Source organism: Geodermatophilus sp. SYSU D00814, assembly GCF_054050055.1.
Genome location: NZ_JBJGYP010000009.1, coordinates 39,558 through 60,796 on the forward strand (window position 1 = coordinate 39,558; position 21,239 = coordinate 60,796).

General features: G+C 76.9%; 25 protein-coding genes. 5 read left to right on the plus strand and 20 right to left on the minus strand.

Annotation, left to right across the window (positions count from 1 at the left end; all coding sequences use genetic code 11):
* Window positions 1-5: 5 nt before the first annotated feature.
* The 9 genes from ACI780_RS08690 to murD all read right to left on the minus strand — a co-directional run bounded on the left by ACI780_RS08690 (window position 6) and on the right by murD (window position 7,620).
* Window positions 6-290 (minus strand): DUF2516 family protein, encoded by a 285-nt coding sequence (locus ACI780_RS08690; RefSeq protein ID WP_456869325.1) that lies wholly within the window; start codon window positions 288-290, stop codon window positions 6-8.
* Window positions 291-475: 185 nt separating this feature from the next.
* Window positions 476-1,201, minus strand: coding sequence for a hypothetical protein (locus ACI780_RS08695; protein ID WP_456869326.1), 726 nt, complete (start codon window positions 1,199-1,201; stop codon window positions 476-478).
* Window positions 1,198-1,722: a helix-turn-helix domain-containing protein gene (locus ACI780_RS08700; RefSeq protein WP_456869327.1), complete on the minus strand. Its 525-nt coding sequence runs from the start codon at window positions 1,720-1,722 to the stop codon at window positions 1,198-1,200. The genes ACI780_RS08695 and ACI780_RS08700 overlap by 4 nt, the downstream gene beginning before the upstream one ends.
* 88 nt (window positions 1,723-1,810) lie before the next feature.
* The gene (locus ACI780_RS08705; RefSeq protein ID WP_457002217.1) at window positions 1,811-2,779 is read right to left on the minus strand and encodes an asparaginase; all 969 of its coding nucleotides are present in this window, start codon (window positions 2,777-2,779) and stop codon (window positions 1,811-1,813) included.
* A complete protein-coding gene (locus ACI780_RS08710; RefSeq protein ID WP_456869329.1) occupies window positions 2,776-3,342 on the minus strand; it encodes an RsiG family protein in 567 nt (188 codons plus the stop codon). Before ACI780_RS08710 ends, ACI780_RS08705 begins: the two co-directional genes overlap by 4 nt.
* Window positions 3,339-4,460 (minus strand): CAF17-like 4Fe-4S cluster assembly/insertion protein YgfZ, encoded by a 1,122-nt coding sequence (gene ygfZ, locus ACI780_RS08715; protein ID WP_457002219.1) that lies wholly within the window; start codon window positions 4,458-4,460, stop codon window positions 3,339-3,341. Before ygfZ ends, ACI780_RS08710 begins: the two co-directional genes overlap by 4 nt.
* Complete coding sequence (locus tag ACI780_RS08720; RefSeq protein ID WP_457002221.1) at window positions 4,457-4,912, minus strand: Fur family transcriptional regulator; 456 nt, start codon at window positions 4,910-4,912, stop codon at window positions 4,457-4,459. Before ACI780_RS08720 ends, ygfZ begins: the two co-directional genes overlap by 4 nt.
* Window positions 4,913-4,937: 25 nt before the next feature.
* A complete protein-coding gene (locus tag ACI780_RS08725) occupies window positions 4,938-6,302 on the minus strand; it encodes a hypothetical protein (protein WP_456869332.1) in 1,365 nt (454 codons plus the stop codon).
* On the minus strand, window positions 6,262-7,620 hold the full coding sequence (murD, locus tag ACI780_RS08730) for a UDP-N-acetylmuramoyl-L-alanine--D-glutamate ligase (protein ID WP_457002223.1): 1,359 nt from the start codon (window positions 7,618-7,620) through the stop codon (window positions 6,262-6,264). Before murD ends, ACI780_RS08725 begins: the two co-directional genes overlap by 41 nt.
* Before the next feature lie 130 nt (window positions 7,621-7,750).
* Between murD and nhaA the strand changes: the two genes are divergently transcribed.
* Both nhaA and ACI780_RS08740 read left to right on the plus strand, forming a co-directional pair.
* Entirely contained in the window at window positions 7,751-9,109 is a 1,359-nt protein-coding gene (gene nhaA, locus ACI780_RS08735; protein WP_457002225.1) for a Na+/H+ antiporter NhaA, read from the plus strand.
* Window positions 9,110-9,430: 321 nt separating this feature from the next.
* Complete coding sequence (locus ACI780_RS08740) at window positions 9,431-10,129, plus strand: hypothetical protein (RefSeq protein ID WP_456869335.1); 699 nt, start codon at window positions 9,431-9,433, stop codon at window positions 10,127-10,129.
* Between the two features lie 9 nt (window positions 10,130-10,138).
* On the opposite strand, the gene ACI780_RS08745 is transcribed toward ACI780_RS08740, so the two are convergent.
* The gene (locus tag ACI780_RS08745; protein WP_456869336.1) at window positions 10,139-11,071 is read right to left on the minus strand and encodes an NAD-dependent epimerase/dehydratase family protein; all 933 of its coding nucleotides are present in this window, start codon (window positions 11,069-11,071) and stop codon (window positions 10,139-10,141) included.
* Window positions 11,072-11,200: 129 nt separating this feature from the next.
* Here ACI780_RS08745 and ACI780_RS08750 point away from each other — a divergent pair, with 129 nt between their 5' ends.
* Window positions 11,201-11,899, plus strand: coding sequence for a TetR/AcrR family transcriptional regulator (locus tag ACI780_RS08750; protein WP_456869337.1), 699 nt, complete (start codon window positions 11,201-11,203; stop codon window positions 11,897-11,899).
* Here ACI780_RS08750 and ACI780_RS08755 read toward each other — a convergent pair.
* The 4 genes from ACI780_RS08755 to ACI780_RS08770 are packed head-to-tail and all read right to left on the minus strand — an operon-like array spanning window position 11,886 to window position 14,786.
* Window positions 11,886-12,341, minus strand: coding sequence for a TspO/MBR family protein (locus tag ACI780_RS08755; RefSeq protein WP_457002228.1), 456 nt, complete (start codon window positions 12,339-12,341; stop codon window positions 11,886-11,888). The genes ACI780_RS08750 and ACI780_RS08755 overlap by 14 nt on opposite strands.
* Before the next feature lie 9 nt (window positions 12,342-12,350).
* On the minus strand, window positions 12,351-14,063 hold the full coding sequence (locus tag ACI780_RS08760) for a DUF885 domain-containing protein (protein WP_457002230.1): 1,713 nt from the start codon (window positions 14,061-14,063) through the stop codon (window positions 12,351-12,353).
* Complete coding sequence (locus tag ACI780_RS08765; RefSeq protein WP_456869340.1) at window positions 14,060-14,596, minus strand: FABP family protein; 537 nt, start codon at window positions 14,594-14,596, stop codon at window positions 14,060-14,062. Before ACI780_RS08765 ends, ACI780_RS08760 begins: the two co-directional genes overlap by 4 nt.
* 49 nt (window positions 14,597-14,645) lie before the next feature.
* Window positions 14,646-14,786 (minus strand): hypothetical protein, encoded by a 141-nt coding sequence (locus ACI780_RS08770; RefSeq protein WP_456869341.1) that lies wholly within the window; start codon window positions 14,784-14,786, stop codon window positions 14,646-14,648.
* Between the two features lie 68 nt (window positions 14,787-14,854).
* Here ACI780_RS08770 and ACI780_RS08775 point away from each other — a divergent pair, with 68 nt between their 5' ends.
* Both ACI780_RS08775 and ACI780_RS08780 read left to right on the plus strand, forming a co-directional pair.
* Window positions 14,855-15,595, plus strand: a complete 741-nt coding sequence (locus ACI780_RS08775; protein ID WP_457002232.1) for a DUF4184 family protein — start codon at window positions 14,855-14,857, stop codon at window positions 15,593-15,595.
* 32 nt (window positions 15,596-15,627) lie between these two features.
* On the plus strand, window positions 15,628-16,950 hold the full coding sequence (locus ACI780_RS08780; RefSeq protein ID WP_457002234.1) for a PP2C family protein-serine/threonine phosphatase: 1,323 nt from the start codon (window positions 15,628-15,630) through the stop codon (window positions 16,948-16,950).
* Window positions 16,951-16,984: 34 nt separating this feature from the next.
* Here ACI780_RS08780 and ACI780_RS08785 read toward each other — a convergent pair whose 3' ends face one another.
* From ACI780_RS08785 to ACI780_RS08810, 6 genes are all read right to left on the minus strand, one after another.
* Window positions 16,985-17,596 (minus strand): NADPH-dependent F420 reductase, encoded by a 612-nt coding sequence (locus ACI780_RS08785; RefSeq protein ID WP_457002236.1) that lies wholly within the window; start codon window positions 17,594-17,596, stop codon window positions 16,985-16,987.
* Window positions 17,597-17,794: 198 nt separating this feature from the next.
* Window positions 17,795-18,088, minus strand: coding sequence for a DUF1416 domain-containing protein (locus ACI780_RS08790; protein ID WP_089402006.1), 294 nt, complete (start codon window positions 18,086-18,088; stop codon window positions 17,795-17,797).
* 2 nt (window positions 18,089-18,090) lie between these two features.
* On the minus strand, window positions 18,091-18,924 hold the full coding sequence (locus tag ACI780_RS08795) for a sulfurtransferase (RefSeq protein WP_457002239.1): 834 nt from the start codon (window positions 18,922-18,924) through the stop codon (window positions 18,091-18,093).
* Window positions 18,925-19,199: 275 nt separating this feature from the next.
* Window positions 19,200-19,523, minus strand: a complete 324-nt coding sequence (locus ACI780_RS08800) for a thioredoxin family protein (protein ID WP_457002241.1) — start codon at window positions 19,521-19,523, stop codon at window positions 19,200-19,202.
* Between the two features lie 36 nt (window positions 19,524-19,559).
* Window positions 19,560-20,261 (minus strand): LmeA family phospholipid-binding protein, encoded by a 702-nt coding sequence (locus ACI780_RS08805; RefSeq protein ID WP_457002243.1) that lies wholly within the window; start codon window positions 20,259-20,261, stop codon window positions 19,560-19,562.
* A 5-nt stretch (window positions 20,262-20,266) separates the two neighbouring features.
* Window positions 20,267-21,082 carry a hypothetical protein gene (locus tag ACI780_RS08810; protein ID WP_456869348.1) on the minus strand — a complete coding sequence of 272 codons (816 nt, stop codon included), beginning with the start codon at window positions 21,080-21,082 and terminating at the stop codon, window positions 20,267-20,269.
* Window positions 21,083-21,239: the final 157 nt, after the last annotated feature.

Here is a 21,239-nt window from a genome sequence, read left to right on the forward strand (position 1 = left end):
GCGCGTCACCAGCTGCTGTTGCCCCGCTGCACGCCGCGGACGGCCGGGCGCACGTCGACGAGGTAGACGACGGCGGCGATGACCGCGGGCAGGCCGAGGAACGTCATCGGCCCCTGCAGGTAGATGACCACCCCGGCCAGCGCGGTGATGCCCGCCCAGGCCGGCTTGGTGAGCTTGCCGGCGGCCACGTACCCCGCGGCCGGGCGGATCACGGCGTCGACGAACGCCCAGACGGTCAGCGCCAGCGTGGCGTAGTACAGCGCCAACAGCAGCATCCCGTCGAAGGACATGTCCCGGAGGGTACCCGCCCGCGGCGGTGGCGGGCTCGCTCCGACCGGGGGGACACCCCTGGGACGCGACAGGGCCCCGGAGCGCACACGTGCAGCTCCGGGGCCCTGGGTCGTGACCCTGGGTGCGGCCCTCCTGCGGGGTCCCGCCGCGAGCGTGCGAGCGGCGGGGGCAGGAGGGTCCTTCCTCAGTCGGTGGTCTTCTTGGTGGTGCGGGTGCGGGTCACGCGCGCCGAGGTGCCCTTGGCGGCCGACGAGCGGGCCGCGGGGGTGCGCTTGGCCGGCTTGCGGGCGGCCTTGGCGGTGGCCTCGTCGGCGGCCTCGACGGTCTCCTCGAGGGTGGCCTTCGCCTGCTCCGCGGTCTCCTCGACGGCGGCCTCGGCCTTGGCGGCGGCCTTGGTGGTGCGGGCGGCGGCCTTCTGGACGCGGGAGGTGATCTCGTCGGAGGCCTCGGTGACGGCCTCGGCGGCCTCCTCGATGACCTCCTCGACGGCGTCCTCGACGGTGTCGACGGCCTGCTCGGCGCGCACCACGAAGCGGCGGATGCCGGGCTGGCGGCGCAGCTCCTGCAGGACGTCGGCGCCGCGCTCGGCCAGCGCCTCGACGGTGCCGGCGGCCTGGGTGCGGGCCTGCTCGACGAGCCCGGTCACGGTGGTGACGACGGCGTCGGGACGGACGACGGTGACCAGCTGGCGGGCGCGGTCGGCGGCCTGCTCGGCGCGGGTGCGGGCCTCGCGGGTGGCCAGGTCGACCTGGACCTGGGCCTCGCCGGGGAGGGCCTCGGCGCGCGAGCGCAGCGTGGCGAGGACGGTGCGGGCCTGGGTGACGGCGAGGTCACCGGCGCCGACGGCGACCAGCAGCGGGGTGCGGCCGCGCTCGGCGACCTGCTCGAGGAGGTCGGTGGCGGTGGTCATGCGGTCTCCTTGGAGGGGTTCGGGTGGTCCCCGGGCGTGCGGCTCCGGGTGGCGTCCGCGGGCACGGGGGAAGCGGCGGCGTGCTCGCGGACGTAGGTCTCGTACAGCTCGAGCAGCACCGCCTTGTGCCGCTCGGAGAGCTGGTCGTCGGACCGGATGGCCGCGACCGTGTCGGGGTTGCCGGCGCGCCGGTCGAGGATGCCCGCCTGCTCGTAGAGCGTCTCGGCGGAGATCTGCAGACCCTTGGCGATGGCGGCGAGGATCTCCGCCGACGGCTTGCGCAGCCCCCGTTCCACCTGCGACAGGTAGGGGTTGCTCACCCCTGCCGTGCGGGCGAGCTCGCGCAGGGACACCCGGGCGGCGCTGCGCTGCTCCCGGATGTACTCCCCCACCTGCGAGCGCACGGTCGAGACCTGCTGGGCCTCGGCCGCGACGGTCTCCGCGACGCTGCCGGCGAGCTGGTCCACCTTCTCGCGGACCGACCTCACCTGACCGCTCACGAACTCGCCGGGGGTCTGCACGTACTCAACGGTAACCAGGGGTGCTAGCAGTTGCAAGCGCAGCTGCTAGCACCCTGCCGTGAGTCGCCTCACACCCGGCGTGTCGCCGTCACCCGGCCAGGACGACGGCCGGCCGGACCTCCCCGACGACGCCGTCGCCGCCGGTCACCGGGGTGGTCGCCCACGGGGCCAGCACCTCCTCGCCGACGCCGAGCCGGCGGAGCGCCGCGGCCAGCACCGGCGCCCGCCCGCGGTCACCGCCGTCGTCGAGCTTGACCGCCACCGCACCGCGGCCGGGCAGGGCGGCGACGTGCACGCCGTCGGCACCGCCCTTCACCAGCAGGCCGGGGACGGCGGTCATGAGGTCGGTGTCCTCCCGGCCGGTGCCGGCGACGTACCAGGGGTGGGCGCGGGCCGCGTCGGCCACCGCGCGCTCGGGGCCGCCCTGCGGGGCCTCGACCAGCGAGCCGACGCCGCGGGCCAGCCCGGTCAGCGACAGCCCGTGCTGCGGCGCGCCGCACCCGTCGACGACGACGGCGGCCACCGGCTCCCCGGCCGCGGCCGACAGCCGGGCCTCGATCGCCTGCTGCAGGGGGTGCTCGCGCTGCAGGTAGCCGTCGGTGGGCCAGCCCGCCGCGACGCAGGCGGCCAGCATCGCCGCGTGCTTGCCCGAGCAGTTCATCGCCAGCCGCTCGGGTGCCCGGTCCGCGACCAGCCAGGCCGCGCGGGTGGGCTCGTGCCCGGGCAGGGCGGCCGGGCAGCCGAGCGCCGAGGGGTCCAGGCCCGCGGCGGCGAGGATGCCCGCGGCGAGGTCGCGGTGGCCGTCCTCACCGAGGTGCGAGCCGGCCGCGATCGCGAGTTCCGGGCCGGAGCGGGGGCGCCAGCCGGCGGCCAGGTAGGTGGTGGCCTGCACGGGCTTGTTGGCCGACCGCGGGAGGACCGGACGGTCGACGTCGCCGGCCGACCAGGTCACCGCACCGTCGGGGCCGACGACGACGACGGCGCCGCGGTGCACCGACTCGAGGAATCCCGAGCGCCACACCTCGACGAGGACCGGGGCGTCGGGCCAGCCCGTCATCGGCCCTCGGCGGCGAGCAGCGCGGCGACGTCGGCCTCGCCGTTGCGGTACCGGCGGGCGAGCTCCCCGGCGAGGGTGTCCATGACCTGCTGCACGCCGCGGCGGCGCTCGGACAGCGACCCCTCGGCCGCGGCGAGCGCACGGGCGGCGCGCTCGAGGTCGGCGTCGGGCAGCCGGGCGACGTCGGACAGGTCGACGTCGGGGGTCAGGCCGTGCACCCACGACTCGTAGACGTCGGGCGAGGCCGGCTGCAGCGTCTGGTGCCGGCCGAGGCCGTGCGCCGGGCCGCGCCCCTTCTCGGCGAGGATCTCCGGCAGCAGGTCGACCAGCGAGCGGCCGTCGTGCTCGGCGCGGCGCTGCAGCTCGCGGCGGACGATGTCCAGCCGGCCCTGCAGCAGCCGCCGCGTGTAGGAGAGGTTGACCTCCTCCTGCTCGGCCCGGCGGCGCAGCTGCCGCACGTCGGACATGGGCCGCCGCTCGACGTCCCGGAGGAACGCGGGGTCGAGCAGCTCGTCGACGGCCGCGCCACCGGCGGGCGTCGGCTCGGGGCTCAGCGAGGTCACCGCCCGATGGTGGCAGACCGGACGGCCCGGACCCGGCCGCGGGCGGCCGCCCGGGTGTCGTCGACCGCGGCCGGGACGTCGTCGGGGTCGACGACGGCGCGCGAGCCGCCCACGGTGAGCTCGGCGTCGGGACCCACCGACTGCTTGACCAGCGCCAGCGCGACCACGCCGAGCTCGTGGTGGCGCACCACCGTGCCGGCCCGGCCCACGTCGCGGGCACCGGAGCGGACCGGCGCGCCGGGCGCGGGCAGCTCCTCGCTCACGCCGTCGAGGTGCAGCAGCACCAGCCGCCGCGGCGGGCGGCCGAGGTTGTGCACCCGGGCGACGGTCTCCTGCCCGCGGTAGCAGCCCTTCTCGAGGTGGACGGCGGTGGTGAGCCACTCCAGCTCGTTGGGGATGGTGCGGTGGTCGGTGTCCGCCCCCAGACGCGGGCGGCGGGCCTCCACGCGCAGCGCCTCGTACGCGTCCAGCCCGGCGGCACCGGCGCCCGCGGCGGTGAGCGCGTCGGCGGTCTCCACCAGCCCGGCGCGCGGCACGAGCAGGTCGAACGCGGTCGCGCCGCCGTCGCCCAGGGACGGCATCCGGCGCACCCAGCCACCACCCGGCAGCGCCGCGACGGCGTACGGCGCCTCGGGCGCGGGCAGTGCGGCGGCGCCGAGCACCTCCGGCGCCCGCGGGCCGACGAGGGACAGCAGCGCCCAGGCGTCGGTGACCAGCGCGGGCTCCACGCGCAGCATGAAGACCATCCGCTGCAGGAAGGCCAGCAGGGCGGCGCCGGTGCCGGCCTCGACGTCGGCCCAGGTGGTGCCGCCGAGCTCGGCGAGGACCAGGTGGTGCTCGACGTGGCCGTGCGGGGAGAGGACGAGCGCCTCGGTGCCGGTGCCGTCGGCCAGCCGCTCGAGGTGCTGGCTGGTCAGGCTGTGCAGCCAGGTCAGCCGGTCGGCGCCGGGGACGGTGAGCACGTCGCGGTCGCTGCGGTCGACCCAGCCGGCGCCCTCGGCGAGCAGCCGCTGCTCGCGCAGCGGGTCCCCGTAGTGGACGGCGACGGAGTGTGCGGCCACGGTCGCGCCCTCGGCGACGACCGCGCCCGCTCGCGCGGCCAGTGGTGAGGTGGTCATGCGTTCTCCGTCCCGGCTTCCCTGCACCGACGGCACGTCCCCGACAGCGCGACGTGCCCCACGTCCACGGTGAAACCCAGGTCGGCCGCCAGACGTTCCGCCGCGGCGTCGAGCAGGCCGGGGTCGGCGGAGGAGATCTCTCCGCACGAGGCGCAGACGACGTGCAGGTGCGGGTGCTCCGAGGAGTGGTAGACCGGCGCCCCCTTGCCCAGGTGGGTGTGCCAGACCAGTCCGAGCCGCTCGAGCAGCTCCAGCGTGCGGTAGACCGTCGAGGTGTCCGGCGCCGCGCCGCCGGGCCCGGCCTGCTCGCGCAGCCGCACGCCGATGGCCTCGGGGGTGGCGTGGTCGAGCTGGGAGACAGCGGCCAGCACCTGCTGGCGCTGCGGCGTCAGCCGCAGTCCGCGCGCCCTCAGCCGCTCGGCCAGCGGCGCCGTCCCGTGCTCGGATCCCACGGTGAGGAGCGTAGTTCCGGCCCGGCTACGCCACGGCGCTGCGGGAGCCGGCCAGCACGCGCTGCAGCGACTCCAGGTACCGCGGCGGGATGCCGTGCTCGCCGCGCGGGGGCAGGAACCGCGCCACCGTCGCGCCGGTGACCTCCGCGGCCGCGGCGGCCTCGGCGCCCAGCAGCCGCACCACCGGCGCGTCGCCCCAGGACCGGCTGGCGGCCAGGTGCGCCATCGCCGCGGCGCTCTCGGCGCGCTCCCCGACGCAGTCGAACGGCTTCTCCGTGGCCCACAGCCTCCGGAACCCGTCGGCCAGGGACACGTCGGCCAGCGGGTTGCCCCCGAACACCTCCTCCGCCTCCGCCGGGGTCAGGAACACGGCGAAGCAGAGGAAGGTGAACAGGCACTTGTCGCAGTGCAGGCACCAGCGCTGCTCGGCCTGCCCACCCAGGTGCCGCTGGGTGTAGGAGCGGTTGCAGCTGAGGATGTCCGCGCGCAGCGGCAGCGCGGCGACGGCGGCGACCGTCGCCAGCTCCGACAGCTGCCGGGTCAGGCTGAAGTATCCGGTGCCGAGCTCGGCGGCGGCCGCGGTGAACAGCCGCTCGAAGGCGAAGGACTTCGAGTACTGGTGGTTCACGCTGACGCCGTCGACGGTGAGCGTCTCCTCGTCGGCGGAGCGCTCGTTGGCGAACACGACGGGGTCGTGGCCGCCGAGGACGGCGACCAGCGTGGCGATCGCGGAGTTGATCGCGGTGACCGGGACGTGCCCGTTGAGGCCGCCCTGGGCGGTGCGCTCGGCCAGCAGGGGGTCGAGCCGGCGGCGGACCTCGAGCAGCGGCACGCCGGCGGCGCGGGCGACGTCGCGCTGCGCGCCGGTGGGGTTGACCGCCAGCGCCGTCCCGTCGGGGATGACGACGAGGGCCAGCGCGGAGTCCTTGCCACCACCGACGGGCAGCAGCGCGCCCCGGGTGCCGGGGGACGGCGCCGGGCCGGCCGGGCGGACCTCGACGTCGAAGGCCACGCGGTGCGGCACGGGCAGCCGGTTGACCGCGGCGAACTCGCCGAGGCCGTCGGTGTAGGCGGCCTGCGCGACGGCGGCCTGCGCGGCGGTGACCGGCCGCTCGACGACGACCCGGCCGGGGGCGGCGAGCTTGTAGTAGCTGGTGCCCATGACCAGGTGCACCAGGTCGAGGGCGCCGTCGAGCCGGTCGGCGTCGACCTCACCGCCGAGCAGCGCCGGGTCGAGGGTCAGCCGTTCGGTGAACTCGTCGTCGCCGAGCCGGTAGGTGAAGGCGGCCTCGCCGGTGGCGGGGTCCAGGGTCCGGCCGGCGACGACGAAGGCGCCGCCGCCGGGCCGGTCAGAGACGCTCGGCGCCGGCGTCGGCGAGGACGTGCTCATAGGTGGCTGCCAACTCCTCGAAGTCGCGGTAGCGGTTGTAGCTGGGGGCGCCGGGCGAGAGCAGCACGACCCCGCCCGGCGGGGTGCCGGCGATCGCCGCGGCCACCGCCTCGGCCAGCGACTGCGCCTCGGTGAGGCGCACCGCCGCCCCGGCGGCCTCCCGGCGGACGTCGTCGGCCAGCCGGGCCCCGGTGTCGGGGACGGTCACCACGGCGACCTCCTCCCGACGGGCCACCAACGTCGCGGCCAGGCCGGTGTAGTCCAGGCCGCGGTCCTGGCCGCCGGCGATGAGCGTGACCGGCCGGCCGGCCAGCGCGTCGAGCGCGGCCAGCACCGACACCGGGGTGGTGGAGAGCGTGTCGTCGACGAAGGTGACCCCGCCCAGGGTGGCCACCGGTGAGAGCCGGTGCGGCAGCGCCCGGAAGGCGGCGACCGCGTCGGTGACCGCTTCGGCGGCGGCGGCGAGGTCGAGGCCGAGCAGCGCGCAGGCGGCCAGCGCGACGGCGACGTTGCTGCGGTTGTGGGCGCCGGGCAGGTGCACCGGCTGCGCGCGCTCGGCCAGCCCCGGCGGCAGCACCTCGGCGGGGTCGACCAGCTGCGCGGGGTCGAGGTACCGCAGCGCCACCGGCCGGGCCTGCGCGCTGACCACCACCGACCGCTCGGGGCAGGCGGTGAAGACGCGCAGCTTGTCGCGGAAGTAGGTGGCCTCCCCGCCGTGCCAGTCCAGGTGCTCGGGCGCCAGCGAGGTCAGCGCGCCGCGGCCGGAGAAGTCCGGCACGGCGGCGGCCTGGTAGCTGGAGATCTCGACGACGAGGGTGCGGTCGCCCACGTCGGCCAGGACGTCGAGCAGCGGGGTGCCGATGTTGCCGGCGTGCACGGCCGGGCGGCGGGCGGCGGTGAGGACGGCGGCGGCCAGGGCGCTGGTGGTGCTCTTGCCCTTGGTGCCGGTGACGCAGAGCACCGGCACCCCCCGCGCCGCGGCCTCGGCCAGCGCCATCCCGGTGCCGGTGGTCACCACGGTGCGGTCGGCGAGCAGCCGGGCGTCCTCCCGGTAGGGGCTGATCCCCGGCGAGCGGACGACGACGTCGCAGCCGGCGAGGTCCGCGACGTCAGTGGTGGCGGTGACGCCCTCGGGCAGGGACGCCGGGTCGACCGGCCGGTTGTCGGCGACGAGGACGCCGGAGGCTCCGGCGGCCAGCGCGGCCCGCACGGCGGCGCGGCCCTCGCGGCCGTGGCCCCAGACCCCGACGCGCCGGCCGGCCAGCTCCGCCGGGCGGAGGGAACGCTCCCGCGGGGGCGGTGCCGGGCGGGGGTCCACGGCGACCACTCTACGGACCGGCCCCGTGCACGGACGGCGACGACGGGAGGCCGCCGCTAGGCTGTCCCCGGGTGTGCCGGGAAGTCTGGTCGGCGGTGTCGTACCCGACCCACCGCCCCGGAGCCGCCCCGTGACCGTCCCCTCCCGCCCGCACGGATCCACCCGCGTCCTCGCCCGCGGCTCGTGGGCCGAGACCAGCCGGATCGCGGACATCCTGCGCAAGGAGACCGTCGGCGGCGTCCTGCTGCTGATCGGCACCGTGATCGCGCTGGCCTGGGCCAACTCGCCGTGGTCGGCGGCCTACGAGGCGCTGCGCGACACGCGTGTCGGGCCGGCCTCGCTGCACCTGGACCTGACCCTGGGCACGTGGGCGGCCGACGGGCTGCTCGCGATCTTCTTCTTCGTCGCGGGGCTGGAGCTCAAGCGCGAGTTCGTGGCCGGTGACCTGCGCGACCCGCGGCGGGCGGCGCTGCCGGTGGCCGCCGCCGTCGGCGGGATGGCCGTGCCCGCGGTGATCTTCGTGCTCGTCAACCTGGGGGGCGGGGACGCCCTGCGCGGCTGGGCCATCCCGACGGCCACCGACATCGCCTTCGCCCTCGCCGTCCTGGCCGTGATCAGCACCCACCTGCCCAGCGCGCTGCGCACGTTCCTGCTCACCCTCGCGGTCGTCGACGACCTGCTGGCCATCACGATCATCGCGGTCTTCTACACGACGTCGCTGGCCGCGGGCTGGCTGGCGCTGGCCCTGCTGCCGCTGGGGGTCTTCGGCTTCCTCGTGCAGAAGCGGGTCCGCTCGTGGTGGCTGCTGCTGCCGCTGGCGGTGCTCACCTGGGTGTTCGTGCACGAGTCCGGCGTGCACGCCACGGTGGCCGGCGTCCTGCTCGCGTTCACCGTGCCGGTGGTCCGCAGCGAGGCGGCCGGCGGGCCCGGCGCGGGCCCCGGCCTGGCCGAGCACCTCGAGCACCGGTTCCGCCCGATCTCGGCCGGCGTCGCCGTCCCGGTGTTCGCCTTCTTCGCCGCCGGGGTCACCGTCGGCGGATTGTCGGGCCTGGTCGAGTCGCTCGGTGACCGGGTGACGCTCGGGATCGTCGCCGGCCTCGTCGTCGGCAAGCTGGTCGGCATCCTCGGGGCCAGCTGGCTGGTCACCCGGTTCACCCGGGCCGAGTTCGCCGACGACCTCGGCTGGCCCGACGTGGTGGGCCTGGCGCTGCTTGGCGGGATCGGCTTCACGGTGTCCCTGCTCATCGGCGAGCTGGCCTTCGGCGTCGGCAGCGAGCGCGACGAGCACGTCAAGGTCGGCGTGCTCATCGGCACCCTGCTGTCGGCCCTGCTGGCCACGGTCGTGCTGCGGCTGCGCAACCGCCGCTACCGGCAGATCTGGGAGCTGGAGCAGGTGGACGCCGACCACGACGACATCCCGGACGTCTACCAGCGCGGGCCCGACACGCCCGGCGGACCGGCGGCACGCGGCGGTTTCGCCGACGGCTGAGAAACGTCGTTGCCGACCCCGGAACCGCGTCGTACCGTCGAGGTACACGAGAGAGGAGGTGGTCCGTACTTTGCATGCTTATCGGACTCGTGAGGTGGCTGTCCGCTAGCCGCCGTCCAGATGGGCCGCCCGTTCGGAGTGGAATCCGAACGACGGCATGATCGCCCGTCCGTCGTACGGCGGCGAGCGAGAACCGGACAGTCACCCGACCCCCGGGCCGCCGACACTTGTCCAGTCGGCCCGCGAGCAGCCTCCCCTCGGGGACAGGCGCCGCGGAACAGCCCGGGGGTTGTCCGTTCCCCGGGGAGGGAGCCGCGCCCCGTGTCCATCGTCGGGCGCACCGCGCCGGCCGGCCGCTGGATCGCCGAGGCCGTGCGCCGGGCTCCCCCCGACACCGTCGCCGCGCTGCTGCCGGCCGGCTTCGCCGCGCACGCCCGGGTGTTCCACCCCGCCGTCCGCTACGAGGGCGACGACGACGTCCACGTCCGGTGGGACGAGGTCGCCGCGGCCAACGGCACCACCCCGCACCGGCTGATGCAGTGGCCCGGCATCACCGGCTCCTGGGAGTACCTCGCCGAGGCCGACCAGCCCGGGCTGTGGAACGACGCCCCCGCCGAGGGGCACCTGCCCGCGCACGTCGCCCGCGAGATCGCCGCCGTGCTGGCCGACCGGACCACCACCCCCGGCGAGTGCTGGTTCGGGTGGGACGACGGCGGCGCCGCCGACCTGCCGCGACTCCTGCTGCCCCGCGCCGACCTGCTGCTCGTGCCCGGCCCGGTGGAGCGCGCCGCGGCGAACTTCGCCCCGGAGCCGCGCGAGCAGAGCGCCGCGTTGTGGTGGCCGGCCGACCGCGCCTGGTGCGTCGTCACCGACCCGGCGCTGACCAGCACCTACGTCGGCGGCAGCGTGGCCGCCGTCGACGCGCTGCTGGCCAGCCGGCTCGAGGTCGCCCCCGCCCTGCCCGGCGACCCGGTCACCCCCGACAGCGACCCCGTCAACGTCGTCGACCGCGAGGCCTGAGCCGCGCGCTCAGGCCCGGGACGCCACCGGCGCACCGGCGGTCGCCGCGAGCACCTGTGGCCAGGGGGTGGCGGTCAGGCCGAAGGTCTCGGTCGTCGCGGTCGCGTCCAGGACGTACTCCTGGTCGAACTGGTGCCGGACGTCGACGACCTCGCGCATCATCGGCGAGAACACGCCGACGGCCGACAGCACCGGCCACGGGATGCCGCTCACCGGCACCGGCGGGACACCCATCGCGCCGGCCAGGTCGGCGAGCGCCTGGCGCTGCGAGCGCGGCGGGCTGCTCGGCACGTGCCACGCCCGGCCCAGCGCGCGCTCGTCGGTGCCGAGGACGGCCAGCGTGGCGGCGACGTCGGGCAGGTAGCTCCAGCTGCGCGGCACGTCGGGGTCGCCCACCACCCAGGCGCGACGGCCGCGGCGCAGCGTCGCCAGCTGGCGCACCAGGTGGGACTGCGCGGGCGGGACCTGCGGTCCCACGAAGTCGGCGGCGCGGGCCTCGGTCACCCGGGCGCGGCCGGCCTCGTGCGCGGCCAGCGCCTCCCGCCACATGGCCACCCGCACCCGACCCTTGGTGTCGGTGGCGGCCAGCGGGCTCTCCGGCGTCATGGGCCCGGTGGGGCGGCCGTAGCCGTAGAGGTTGGACATCGTCACCAGCACCGCGCCGGTGCGCTCGGCGGCGCTCAGCAGGGCGGCGGCGACCGGCGGCCAGTCGGTGGCCCAGCGGTGGTAGGGCGGGTTGACGGCGTTGTAGAGGGCGGCCGCGCCGGCGGCGGCCTCGGTCAGCGCCCCGGCGTCGGCGGCGTCGACCCGGCGGTGCTCGACGGCGTCGGTGGAGGTGCCGCCGCTGCGGGAGAGCACCCGCACCCGGTGCCCCCGGGCGGCCAGCAGCTCCGCCGTCGTCGTGCCCACCGGGCCCTTGCCCACGATCACGTGCAGTGCCATGACGGCTCCTCGTCCGGTCCGACGAGAGCGGTGCTCTCGTTCGAGAACGACGATCCCGCTCCGCCCGCGTGCTGTCAAGAGCAGTGCTCACACTTGCGTGCACCGCTCGCGAAGCGTCATCATCGGGACGTGCCCACCGCCCGCGAGCGCGTCCGCGCCGAGATCACCGCCGAGATCACCGAGGCCGCGCGCCGGCAGCTGGCCGAGGTGGGCGCCGCGGCGCTGTCGCTGCGCGCCGTCGCCCGGGAGGTGGGGATGGCCTCCTCGGCGGTGTACCGCTACTTCCCCAGCCGCGACGACCTGCTGACCCGGCTGATCATCGACGGGTACGACGCCGTGGGCGCCGCGGCCGAGGCCGCCGACGACCCCGCCGCCGCCCCGGAGCAGCGGTGGTCGGCCGTGTGCGCCGCGGTGCGCGACTGGGCGCGCACCCACCCGCACGAGTACGCGCTGCTCTACGGCTCGCCGGTGCCCGGCTACCACGCCCCCCGGGACACCGTGCCCGCGGCGTCGCGGGTCGGCGTCGTCCTCGGCCGCGTCCTCGGGGACGCCGCCCGCGCCGGGCTGCTCACCGGCGACGGCGGCCGCGAGCCCGGCCTGCTCGGCGACGCCGCCGTGGAGGTCCTGGGGCAGGACGCCCCCGGCATCGACGACGCCGTCCGGGTGCGCGCCCTGCTGGCCTACTGCGCGTTGTTCGGCACGGTCGGTTTCGAGCTGTTCGGCCAGCTGGTCGGGTCGGTCGAGGACGCCGACCGGTTCTTCGCCCGCGCGACGGCCGAGCTGGCCCACCTGGTCGGGATCGGCCCGCGGCCGGTCAGGACGGGTTGAGCCGCCAGAGGCGGTGGGTCCACGGGACGTCGTAGCCGAGCACGTAGGCGGTGTACGGGGCCAGCACCAGCGCCGACGTCCGGTCCCCCGCGACGGAGGCCTGCAGCAGGCCCAGCGGCACGAGGAACGCCAGGACCCCCAGGAAGCCGTTGCGGGTGCTCCGCCGGCCGAAGAAGGCCGCGTTCCACAGCTCGTTGCCGGCCAGGACGGCCATCGCCAGGCGGTACGAACGCCGGTCCCCGCGCCGCGCGGCCCGGTGCACGACGACGCCCATCACCAGGTAGTACGCGCCCCCGACCGCGTAGAACCCGGGCATCGGGAGCTGGGAGGCCGGGTGCCGGAGCCCGCGGAACCACCGGAGCGACTCGCGGCCGACGAGGGCGTTGCCGGCCACGGCCGCCCCGACGACGGGGAGCAGCGTCTCCTTCCCGGGCCCGCGCACGCCGCGACCCTAGAGCCGCGCCAGCTCGGCCTCGAGGTCGTCGAGGCCGAGCGAGCCCTGCGACAGCGCGGCCATGTGCCACGCCCTGAGGTCGAAGTCCGCCCCGCGGGCGCGCTGGGCGGCGGCCCGCCCGGCCAGCCAGGCCCGCTCCCCGAGCTTGTAGCTGATCGCCTGCCCGGGCAGCCCGAGGTAGCGGATCAGCTCGCTGTCGAGGAACGCCGGGTCGCTGCCCAGGTGGTCGCCGGCGAAGGCCCGCGCGAGCTCCGGCGTCCACGGCCGGCCGCGGTGCGCGGCCAGCGCACCCTCGGCGTCGTCGGGGACGGGCAGCCCGAGGTGCATGCCGATGTCGATGACCACCCGGATCGCGCGCAGCTGCTGGGCGTCGAGGTAGCCCATCCGCGCGCCCGGCTCGGTGAGGTACCCGAGCTCGTCCATGAGCCGCTCGGCGTAGAGCGCCCAGCCCTCGACGTTCGCGCTGACCGACCCCAGCGACGTCTGGTAGGTGGACAGGTCGCCGGCGACGTAGACCCACTGGGCCAGCTGCAGGTGGTGGCCGGGGACGCCCTCGTGGTACCAGATCGAGACCAGGTCCCACAGCGGGAAGCGCTCGCGGCCCAGCGTCGGCAGCCAGGTGCGGCCGGGCCGGGAGAAGTCCAGCGCGGGGCGGGTGTAGTACGGCGCCGCGGCGCTGCCCGGCGGCGCGATCATCGCCTCCACCCGGCGCACCGGCTCGGCGAGGTCGAAGTGCGTGCCGTCGAGCGCGGCGATCGCCTCGTCCATCATCGCCTGCAGCCGCTGCCGGATCGCCTCGACGCCCTCGACGGCCGGACCGTGCTCGTCGAGCCAGGCCATGGCCTCGCGCGGGGTCGACCCGGGGCGCAGCGCCTCGGCCTCCGCGCGCTGCTCGGCCAGGATCCGCCGGTGCTCGGCCCAGCCCCAGGCGTAGGCCTCCTCCAGCCCCTGGCCGGCGCCGAGGTCGGAGCCGTTCCAGCGCCGTGCGGCCAGCGCGTAGCGGTCGCGGCCCACCGCGTCGGGGGTGCCCTCGGCCTGCGGCAGGTAGGTGTCGCGGAGGAAGTCGCGGACCTCGGCCACCGCCGCGTCGGCCGAGCGGGCCGCGGCGTCGAGCTCGCCGCGCAGCGCGTCGGGGCCGCCGGCGGCGAGCCCGCCGAAGAACGGGCCGGTCAGCCACTCGTCGAGCTGCCCGACGACGGTGGACACCTGGCGCGGGGCGACCAGCAGCCCGCGCCGGGCGCCCTCGCGCAGCGTGTCGAGGTAGCCGCGGTAGGCCTCGGGGATGCGGGCCATGCGGCGGGCGACCACCGCCCAGTCGTCGTCGGTGGCCGTCGGCATGAGCAGGAACACCTGACGGACCGAGTGCACCGGGCTGAACAGGTTCGACAGCGCGCGGAAGCCCTCCCCGGCCTCGTGCGCGGCGAGCTCGGCGCCCAGCCGCTCGCGCAGCAGGCGGGCGCAGCGGCGCTCCACCGGGTCGTCGTCGAGGGAGGGGTCGGCGGCCAGGACGGCGTCGAGCCCGGCGAGGGTCCGCCGGGTGAGGTCGGCCTCGGCCGCCAGCCCCTCCGGGCTCAGGTCGGGCAGCCGGTCGTCGCCGGGCCGGGTGCCCAGCGACGTCGCGACGATCGGGTCGAGGTCGCAGACGGCGTCGACGTAGCCGTCGGCGACGCGGCGGGGCGTGTCGACCGACCCGCCCACCGGGACGCTCACCGCAGCCGCTCCAGCCGGGCCGACATCGTCGGCCGCAGCGGGGTCTGCGAGCCGGCCCGGTCGATCGCGTACATGAGCGCTCCCTCGACGATGCCGTAGAGCCGCACCGCGCGGGCGGCGTCCGGGGCGTCGGGCGTGCGGGCCACGACGTCGCTGGTCAGCTCCCAGCTCGTGGTGGTCCGCGCCCGCCCGACGTAGAGCTCGACCAGGCCGTCGGGGCTGGTCACCAGCAGCTCGACGTCGTCCTCGCCGCGGGGCCGCCAGAAGCCGGACTCCCGGACGGCGGGACCCTCGACCCGGCCGTCGTCGCCGATGAGCCAGGTGCGGGACTCGTAGGCGAGGAAGTCGCGGCCGTCGTGGGCGAAGCGGATCCACTGGCCGAAGCGCCGGTCGCCGTCGTCCCCGCCGGCCAGCACGCCCTCGCCGTGCCACTCCCCCAGCAGCGGCAGCACCGCCAGCAGGTCGTGGGCCACCTCCGGCCCGGAGCGGACGTCGACGGTGTCGGCGACGGGCAGGTCGGTCGGGCCGGTCACCGGCCGGCGTCCCGGGGAGGCATGCCCGCCACCGTAGCCGGGCGCCCGGTCAGCGGCCCCGCGCGCTGCGGCCCGGACGGGAGCGCTCGCGGCGGGGGCGCCCGCCCGGCCGGGCCAGCCGCCGGGCGGCCGCGAGGCAGGCGAGGCCGGCCAGCGCGGCGAGCGCGACGAGGACCCACGCGGCGACCACGGCGGCCACGGTAGGCGCGCCCGCGTGCTCCCGGCCGCCGGACCCGCCGGGACGGGCACGATGGGCCGGTGCCGTTCACCGGGAGCCACCCCGCCGCGGTGCTGCCCTTCCTGCCGACCGGGCTGCCGGCGTCCGCGCTCGTCGCCGGGAGCCTCGCGCCCGACCTGCCCTTCTACCTGCCCGGCCGGCCCGGCTGGCCGACGCACACCCCGCTCGCGGTGGTCACCCTCGACGTCGCCCTCGGTGCCGCGCTGTGGCTGGTGTGGCACGGCCTGCTGGCCGCGCCGGCACTGGCCGCCGCCCCCGCCGGGCTGCGCCGCCGGCTGACCGCGCGCCCGGGCCTGCGCGCCCGTCTCGGGTCGCCGCGGGCGGGCGCCGCGGTGCTCGCCGCGCTGGCGCTCGGCGCGGCCACCCACGTCGGCTGGGACCAGTTCACGCACTGGTGGGGGTGGGGCACCCGGCACGTGCCCGCACTGGGCGCACCGGTGGGGACCTTCGCCGGTGAGGACTGGTTCGGCTACGACGTCGCCCAGCACGTCAGCACGGTGCTGGGCGCGGCGGTCCTCGCCGGCTGGCTGGTCCTGTGGTGGCGCCGGACGCCGTCGCGGCCCGGCGACCTGCGCGGCACCGCCTGGGCGGTGTGGGCCGGGCTGCTCGCGCTGGGGGCCGCGGTGGGCGTCGGCGCCGCCGTCCGGGCGCCCGACGTGCTGCGGGCCGGCTTCGCGGGGGCGACGGCGGGCGGGGCGGCGATGGCCGTCGCGGCGGTGCTGGGCGCCGCCGCCTGGCACGCCGCCCGACACCGCGGCTGACGCCCGGGGAGGGTCCGGCACCCGCCGGGGCCGTGAGGCACGCTGGGGCGCAGGCACCCGCCGGACCAGCGGAGGAGGACGGCACCATCGACAGCCCAGGCGCTCCGCCGGACCTGCACGCGGTCGAGGCCGAGCTGGCCCGGACGGCGGCCCGCTACGAGCGGGTCCTGGCCAACGTCGCCGACGGCATCTACGGCCTCGACCGCGCCGGGCGGGTGGAGTTCGTCAACCCGGCCGCCGAGCGCATCACCGGCCGGCCCGCCGCCGATCAGCTGGGGCGCGACCAGCACGACCTGCTGCACGGCGCCCGCGCGGACGGCTCCCCGTACCCCCGCGAGGAGTGCCCGGTCTGGCAGGCGCTGGCCACCGGCCGGACGGTGTCGGCCGACGCGGAGGTGTTCTGGCGCGCCGACGGCACGGCGGTGCCGGTCGAGCTGATCGCCGTCCCCACGGTGGAGGACGACGAGGTGACCGGCGTCGTCGTCTCCTTCCGCGACCTCACCGACCGGCTGGCCGCCCTCCGGCAGGCCGAGGAGCTCCGACGGCTGGCCGAGCAGAACGCCGCCCAGCGGGCGCTGTCCGACCGGCTGCAGCAGGCGCTGCTCACCCCGCCGCCCGAGCCCGACCACCTGCACGTCGCCGTGCGCTACCGCCCGGCCGCCGACGGCGCCCAGGTCGGCGGCGACTGGTACGACGCCTTCCTGCAGCCCGACGGCGCCACGGTGCTCGTCATCGGCGACGTCGTCGGGCACGGCAGCGACGCGGCCGCCGCGATGGGGCAGCTGCGCGGGCTGCTGCGGGCACTGGCCTACGACGAGGAGCGGCCGCCCTCGGTGACGCTGGCGCGGGCCGAGCGGACCGCCCTCGGCCTGGCGGTGTGCACCCTGGCCACCGTGGTGCTCGCGCGCATCGAGCGGCACCCCGACGTCCCGGTCGCCGGCACCCGGGTGCTGCGGTGGAGCAACGCCGGGCACCTGCCGCCCCTGCTGCTCGACCCCGACGGCACGAGCCGGCTGCTGGCCACCCGGCCGGAGCTGGTGCTCGGCGTCGACCCGCACGCGCGGCGCACCGACGCGACGGCCGACATCCGCGACGGCCAGACGCTGCTGCTCTACACCGACGGCCTCGTCGAGCGCCGCGACAGCGACCTCGACGCCGGGCTGGCCGCGCTGCAGGAGGCGCTGCGCGACCTCGGGCGGGTCCCGCTGGAGGAGCTGTGCGACACGCTGCTGGCCCGGATGGTGCCCGCGCCCGGCGCCGACGACGTCGCGCTGGTCGCCGTCCGTGCGTACCCGGAGGACCGCCCGCGGCCGCCCGAGGCCGGCCCGAACCGGCTGCCGCCCGGCGTGCCCTGACCGGCGGCCCTCAGGTCCCGGCGCGCAGCCGCCCTCAGGCCTCCGGGCGCAGCAGCCGGAAGGCGTGGCCCCAGGTGCCGGTGCGCACCCCGTGGGCGACCCAGGCCATGCACATCGGCTCCAGCCACCGGCTCGCCTCGATGCCCCCGAGGTCGACGACGTCCCAGCCGGTGTCGCGCAGCAGGCCGGTGACCGTGGCCTTGGCCGCCTCGTCGTCGCCGCCGATGAACATCGTCGGCGGCCCGCCCGGCAGCTGCGGGTCGACCATCAGCGCGTTGCCGACGGTGTTGTAGGCCTTGACCACCCGGGCTCCGGGAGCCGCGCGCTGCACCTGCTCGCCGAGGGAGTCGGTGTGCCCGACGAACAGCCGCGGGGCGCCCCCGGAGGCGTCCAGCGGGTTGGTGGCGTCGACGAGCACCGCGCCGTCGAGCGCGTCGGCCAGGGAGCCGACCAGGTCGACGGCGGCGTCCCCCCGCACGGCCAGGACGACGAGGTCGGCACCCCGCACCGCGTCCTCGGGCCGGGCGACGGGCAGGTCGCCGACCGCCTCCTGCCGCGTGCCGACGACCACGTCGTGCCCGTGCCGGCCGTACCCGCGCGCCAGCGCCTGCCCGACCTGACCGCTGCCCAGGATGCCGATGCGCATGCCGCGCAGTGCACTCCCTGCGCACCGCGCGGGCAAGCCACCCGGACACGACCGCGCCCGCCCCGGCGGCTGCCAGGGCGGGCGCGGTCGCGGAACGGGCGGCTCCGTCGTCCTCCCGCACCGCCGGGCGTCCTCCCTCACCGCAGACCGTGAGGGAGGACGCGCCACGATCAGGTCACCTGATCGTGGCGCGGGCCCTCAGTCGAGGACGACCGTGGTCTCGGTCAGGCCGACCTCGGCGGAGACGACGCGCTCACCGCGGCCGACCGGGGCCAGCGAGCGCAGCTTCCACTTGCCCGGAGCGGCGAAGAAGCGGAACTCGCCCTCCGGGCTGGTGACCACCTCGGCGGTGAACTCGTCGGTGGCGTCGAGCAGCCGGACGTAGGCGCCGGGCACCGGGGCGCCGTCGAACCAGACCTGGCCCTGGATCACCGTCTGGGTGTCCAGGTCGATGCCGGCGAGCGCGCCGCCCTGCTTCGGGGCGCCGCACACGCTCAGGCCCCCTTCTCGATCGGGACGCCGACCAGCGAGCCGTACTCGGTCCACGAGCCGTCGTAGTTCTTGACGTTCTGCTGGCCGAGCAGCTCGCGCAGCACGAACCAGGTGTGGCTCGAGCGCTCGCCGATCCGGCAGTAGGCGATGGTGTCCTTGGACTCGTCGAGGCCGGCGGCGGCGTAGAGCTCGCGCAGCTCCTCGTCGCTCTTGAAGGTGCCGTCCTCGTTGGCCGCCTTGCTCCAGGGCACGTTCACCGCGGTGGGGATGTGGCCGGGGCGCTGCGCGCCCTCCTGCGGCAGGTGCGCGGGGGCGACCAGCTTGCCGGCGAACTCGTCGGGCGAGCGCACGTCGACCAGGTTCTGCTGGCCGATCGCGGCGATCACCTCGTCGCGGAAGGCGCGGATGGAGGTGTCGGCCTCCTGCGCCCGGTACTGGGTGGCGGGGCGCTCGACGGCGTCGGAGGACAGCGGTCGGCTGTCGAGCTCCCACTTCTTGCGGCCGCCGTCGAGGAGCTTGACCTGGTCGTGGCCGTAGAGCTTGAAGTACCAGTACGCGTAGGCGGCGAACCAGTTGTTGTTGCCGCCGTAGAGCACCACGGTGTCGTCGTTGCCGATGCCCTTGGCGCTCAGCAGCTGCTCGAACTGCTCGCGGTCGACGAAGTCGCGGCGCAGCGGGTCCTGCAGGTCCTTCTTCCAGTCCAGCTTGACCGCGCCCTCGATGTGGCCCTTGTCGTAGGCGCTGGTGTCCTCGTCGACCTCGACGAAGACGATTCCGGGCCGGCCGAGGTTGTCCTGGGCCCAGTCGGCGGTGACGAGCACGTCGTTGCGGCTCATGGGGGGTGTTCCTCCCTGTGGTGGGTGTGCGGCGGTCAGGCGGTGCGCGCCGGGCGGAGCCGGCGGACGGTCGGGAACGGCTCGCAGCCCGCGCGCACGACGACGGTGCGTGCGGGGCTCAGGAGCATGGGGATGGCTCTCCGGACGGCGGTCAGGGCACGTCTGGGCGGAGCAGGGCCGCCCTCAGGAGGCGCGACACAGGCAGCTGCCGACGCGGCACAGGTCCACTGTGCGGCGCGAGGTCAGCAGGGTGCCCACGTGACGAGGGTAACCGATCAGGACCGCGTGCCCGTGTGGGCGTCGACGAGGGCGGCGAGCTCCCGGGGGTGCGGGGCGCCGCTGCGGCGGCCCAGCAGGCGCCCCTCCCGGTCCAGGTAGAGCAGCGTCGGCGTGCGCCGGACGTCGAGCGCGCGGACGGCGTCGAGAGCGCTCTCGGCGTCGACGTCGAGGTGGGCCAGTCCCGGGCGGGTGGCCGCCAGGTGCTGCAGCCGGGCGCGGGTGGTCCGGCAGGGCCCGCAGAACGCCGTCGAGAACTGGACCACGGTCAGGTCGGCCTGGCCGGGTCGGAAGCCCAGCCCCTCGAGCACGGCGGGAGTCATCCCCCTGGCCAACCCGGCCGGTCCGGTGGGCATTCCTCAGGACACGCGCAGCACCGTGTCGGTGGCCTCGACGGCGACGTCGACCCCGTCATCGGCGGGGCGGACGCCGGTCAGCCGCAGACCGAAGGGCAGCGCGACGGGGTAGCGCAGGTCGAGCGCGTCGTCGGCCCGGTCGACGACGGCGTCGGGCACGTCGACGCCGGCCGCCGCGGCCTCCTCGACGTCGACGACGAGGTCCTGCCCGTCGAGCGACACCCGGCCGACGGCGGTGAGCGGCACCGTGTACCCGAGCACCTCGACGGTGCGGGTGACGCGCAGCCCGTCGCCCTCGCGCTGCAGGACGGTGCCGGCGCCGAGCCGCTCGGAGAGGAGGGCGTAGGACAGCGTCGCGGTCCCGTCGATCCGGTCGACGGGGACCTCCTGCACCGAGCCGGAGAGCACGTCCGACAGCGGTACGTGCACCCCGCGCAGCGTGACGTCGGCGTGCGTCCCCGCGGGCCGGCCGAGGTCCTCGGCGGTCAGGGAGATGCGGACGTCGTCGTAGGTGCCCGACACCGCCTGGGTGAGGAAGGGCCAGCCGGCGACGTCGACGTCGGGCGTCCCGGCGAGGTCGCCGCCGTCGCGCAGCGCGGCCGCGACCCGCTCCTCGGCGACGCCCTCGGCGATCGGGTCGGCGACCAGCCCGGCGACGAGCAGCAGCGCGACCAGCAGCGCCAGCAGGACGAGGAGGGTGCGCACGCCGATCAGACGACGGCCAGCGCCAGCAGCGCCGGCGCGCAGACGGCCAGCGGCAGCAGCCCCTCGACCGCCGCCCCCGCGACCGCGGGCACCCGGCGGCCGGCGTCGGCGAGCAGGAAGGAGGCCGCCGTGCCGGCGAGCGCGGCGACCAGGCCGAGGACCACGCCGGTGGTGATCCCGGAGAGGGCGTCGACGAGCGTGCCGGCGCCGCTGCCCAGCAGGGCCACCGCGACCGCGGCGCCCACCGCGGCGAGCAGCCCCGGCACACCGCGGGAGGCCTCCTCGGCGAGGGCGGGGTGCGGCAGCACGGCGTCGACCAGCAGGCCGGCGGCGAGGCCGGCCGCCACGACGAGCAGCGGCGCGGTGGCGGGGGTGTCGGCGTCCCCGGCCACGTCGGGCAGCAGGAGCAGCGCCAGCGCGCACGCCGACGCGACGAGCAGCGCCACCGAGCCGAGCGAGCCGACGACGTCGGTGCGCGGCGGGCGGCGCAGCATCTGGTGCACGACGGCGGCCAGCAGGGCCGGCCCGGCCACCGCCAGCAGCACGCCCGGGCCGGGGTCCTCGACGCCGACGACGAGCAGGTCGGCGGCGACAGCCGCCGCGACGGCCAGCGCCACCGCGCCCCGCGCCCCCGCCGGGGCCAGCGCGAGCGCCCATCCCAGGGCCAGCACGACCTGCAGCAGCAGCACCGCGCCGAGCCGGCCGTCGTCGCCGGCCACCTCCGGCGCCCAGACGACGGCCACGGCGGCGGCCGCCACGAGGACGGCCGCGACGACGTGCCGTCCGCGCGTGGCGGTGCCGCTGTCCAGCGCGGTGGTCACGTCGCCTCCTGCCCGCCGACGGCGGGTCCGCGCACCGGCCCCCGCTCGTCCCCGATCGTCGCAGACGGCCTCGGCGCGCCGCGCCGCACGAGCCGGGTGGCGCGGCGTGTCCGTCCCCCGCGCGGGTCGACGCGCTCGGGTGACCTCGGGGTCCGGC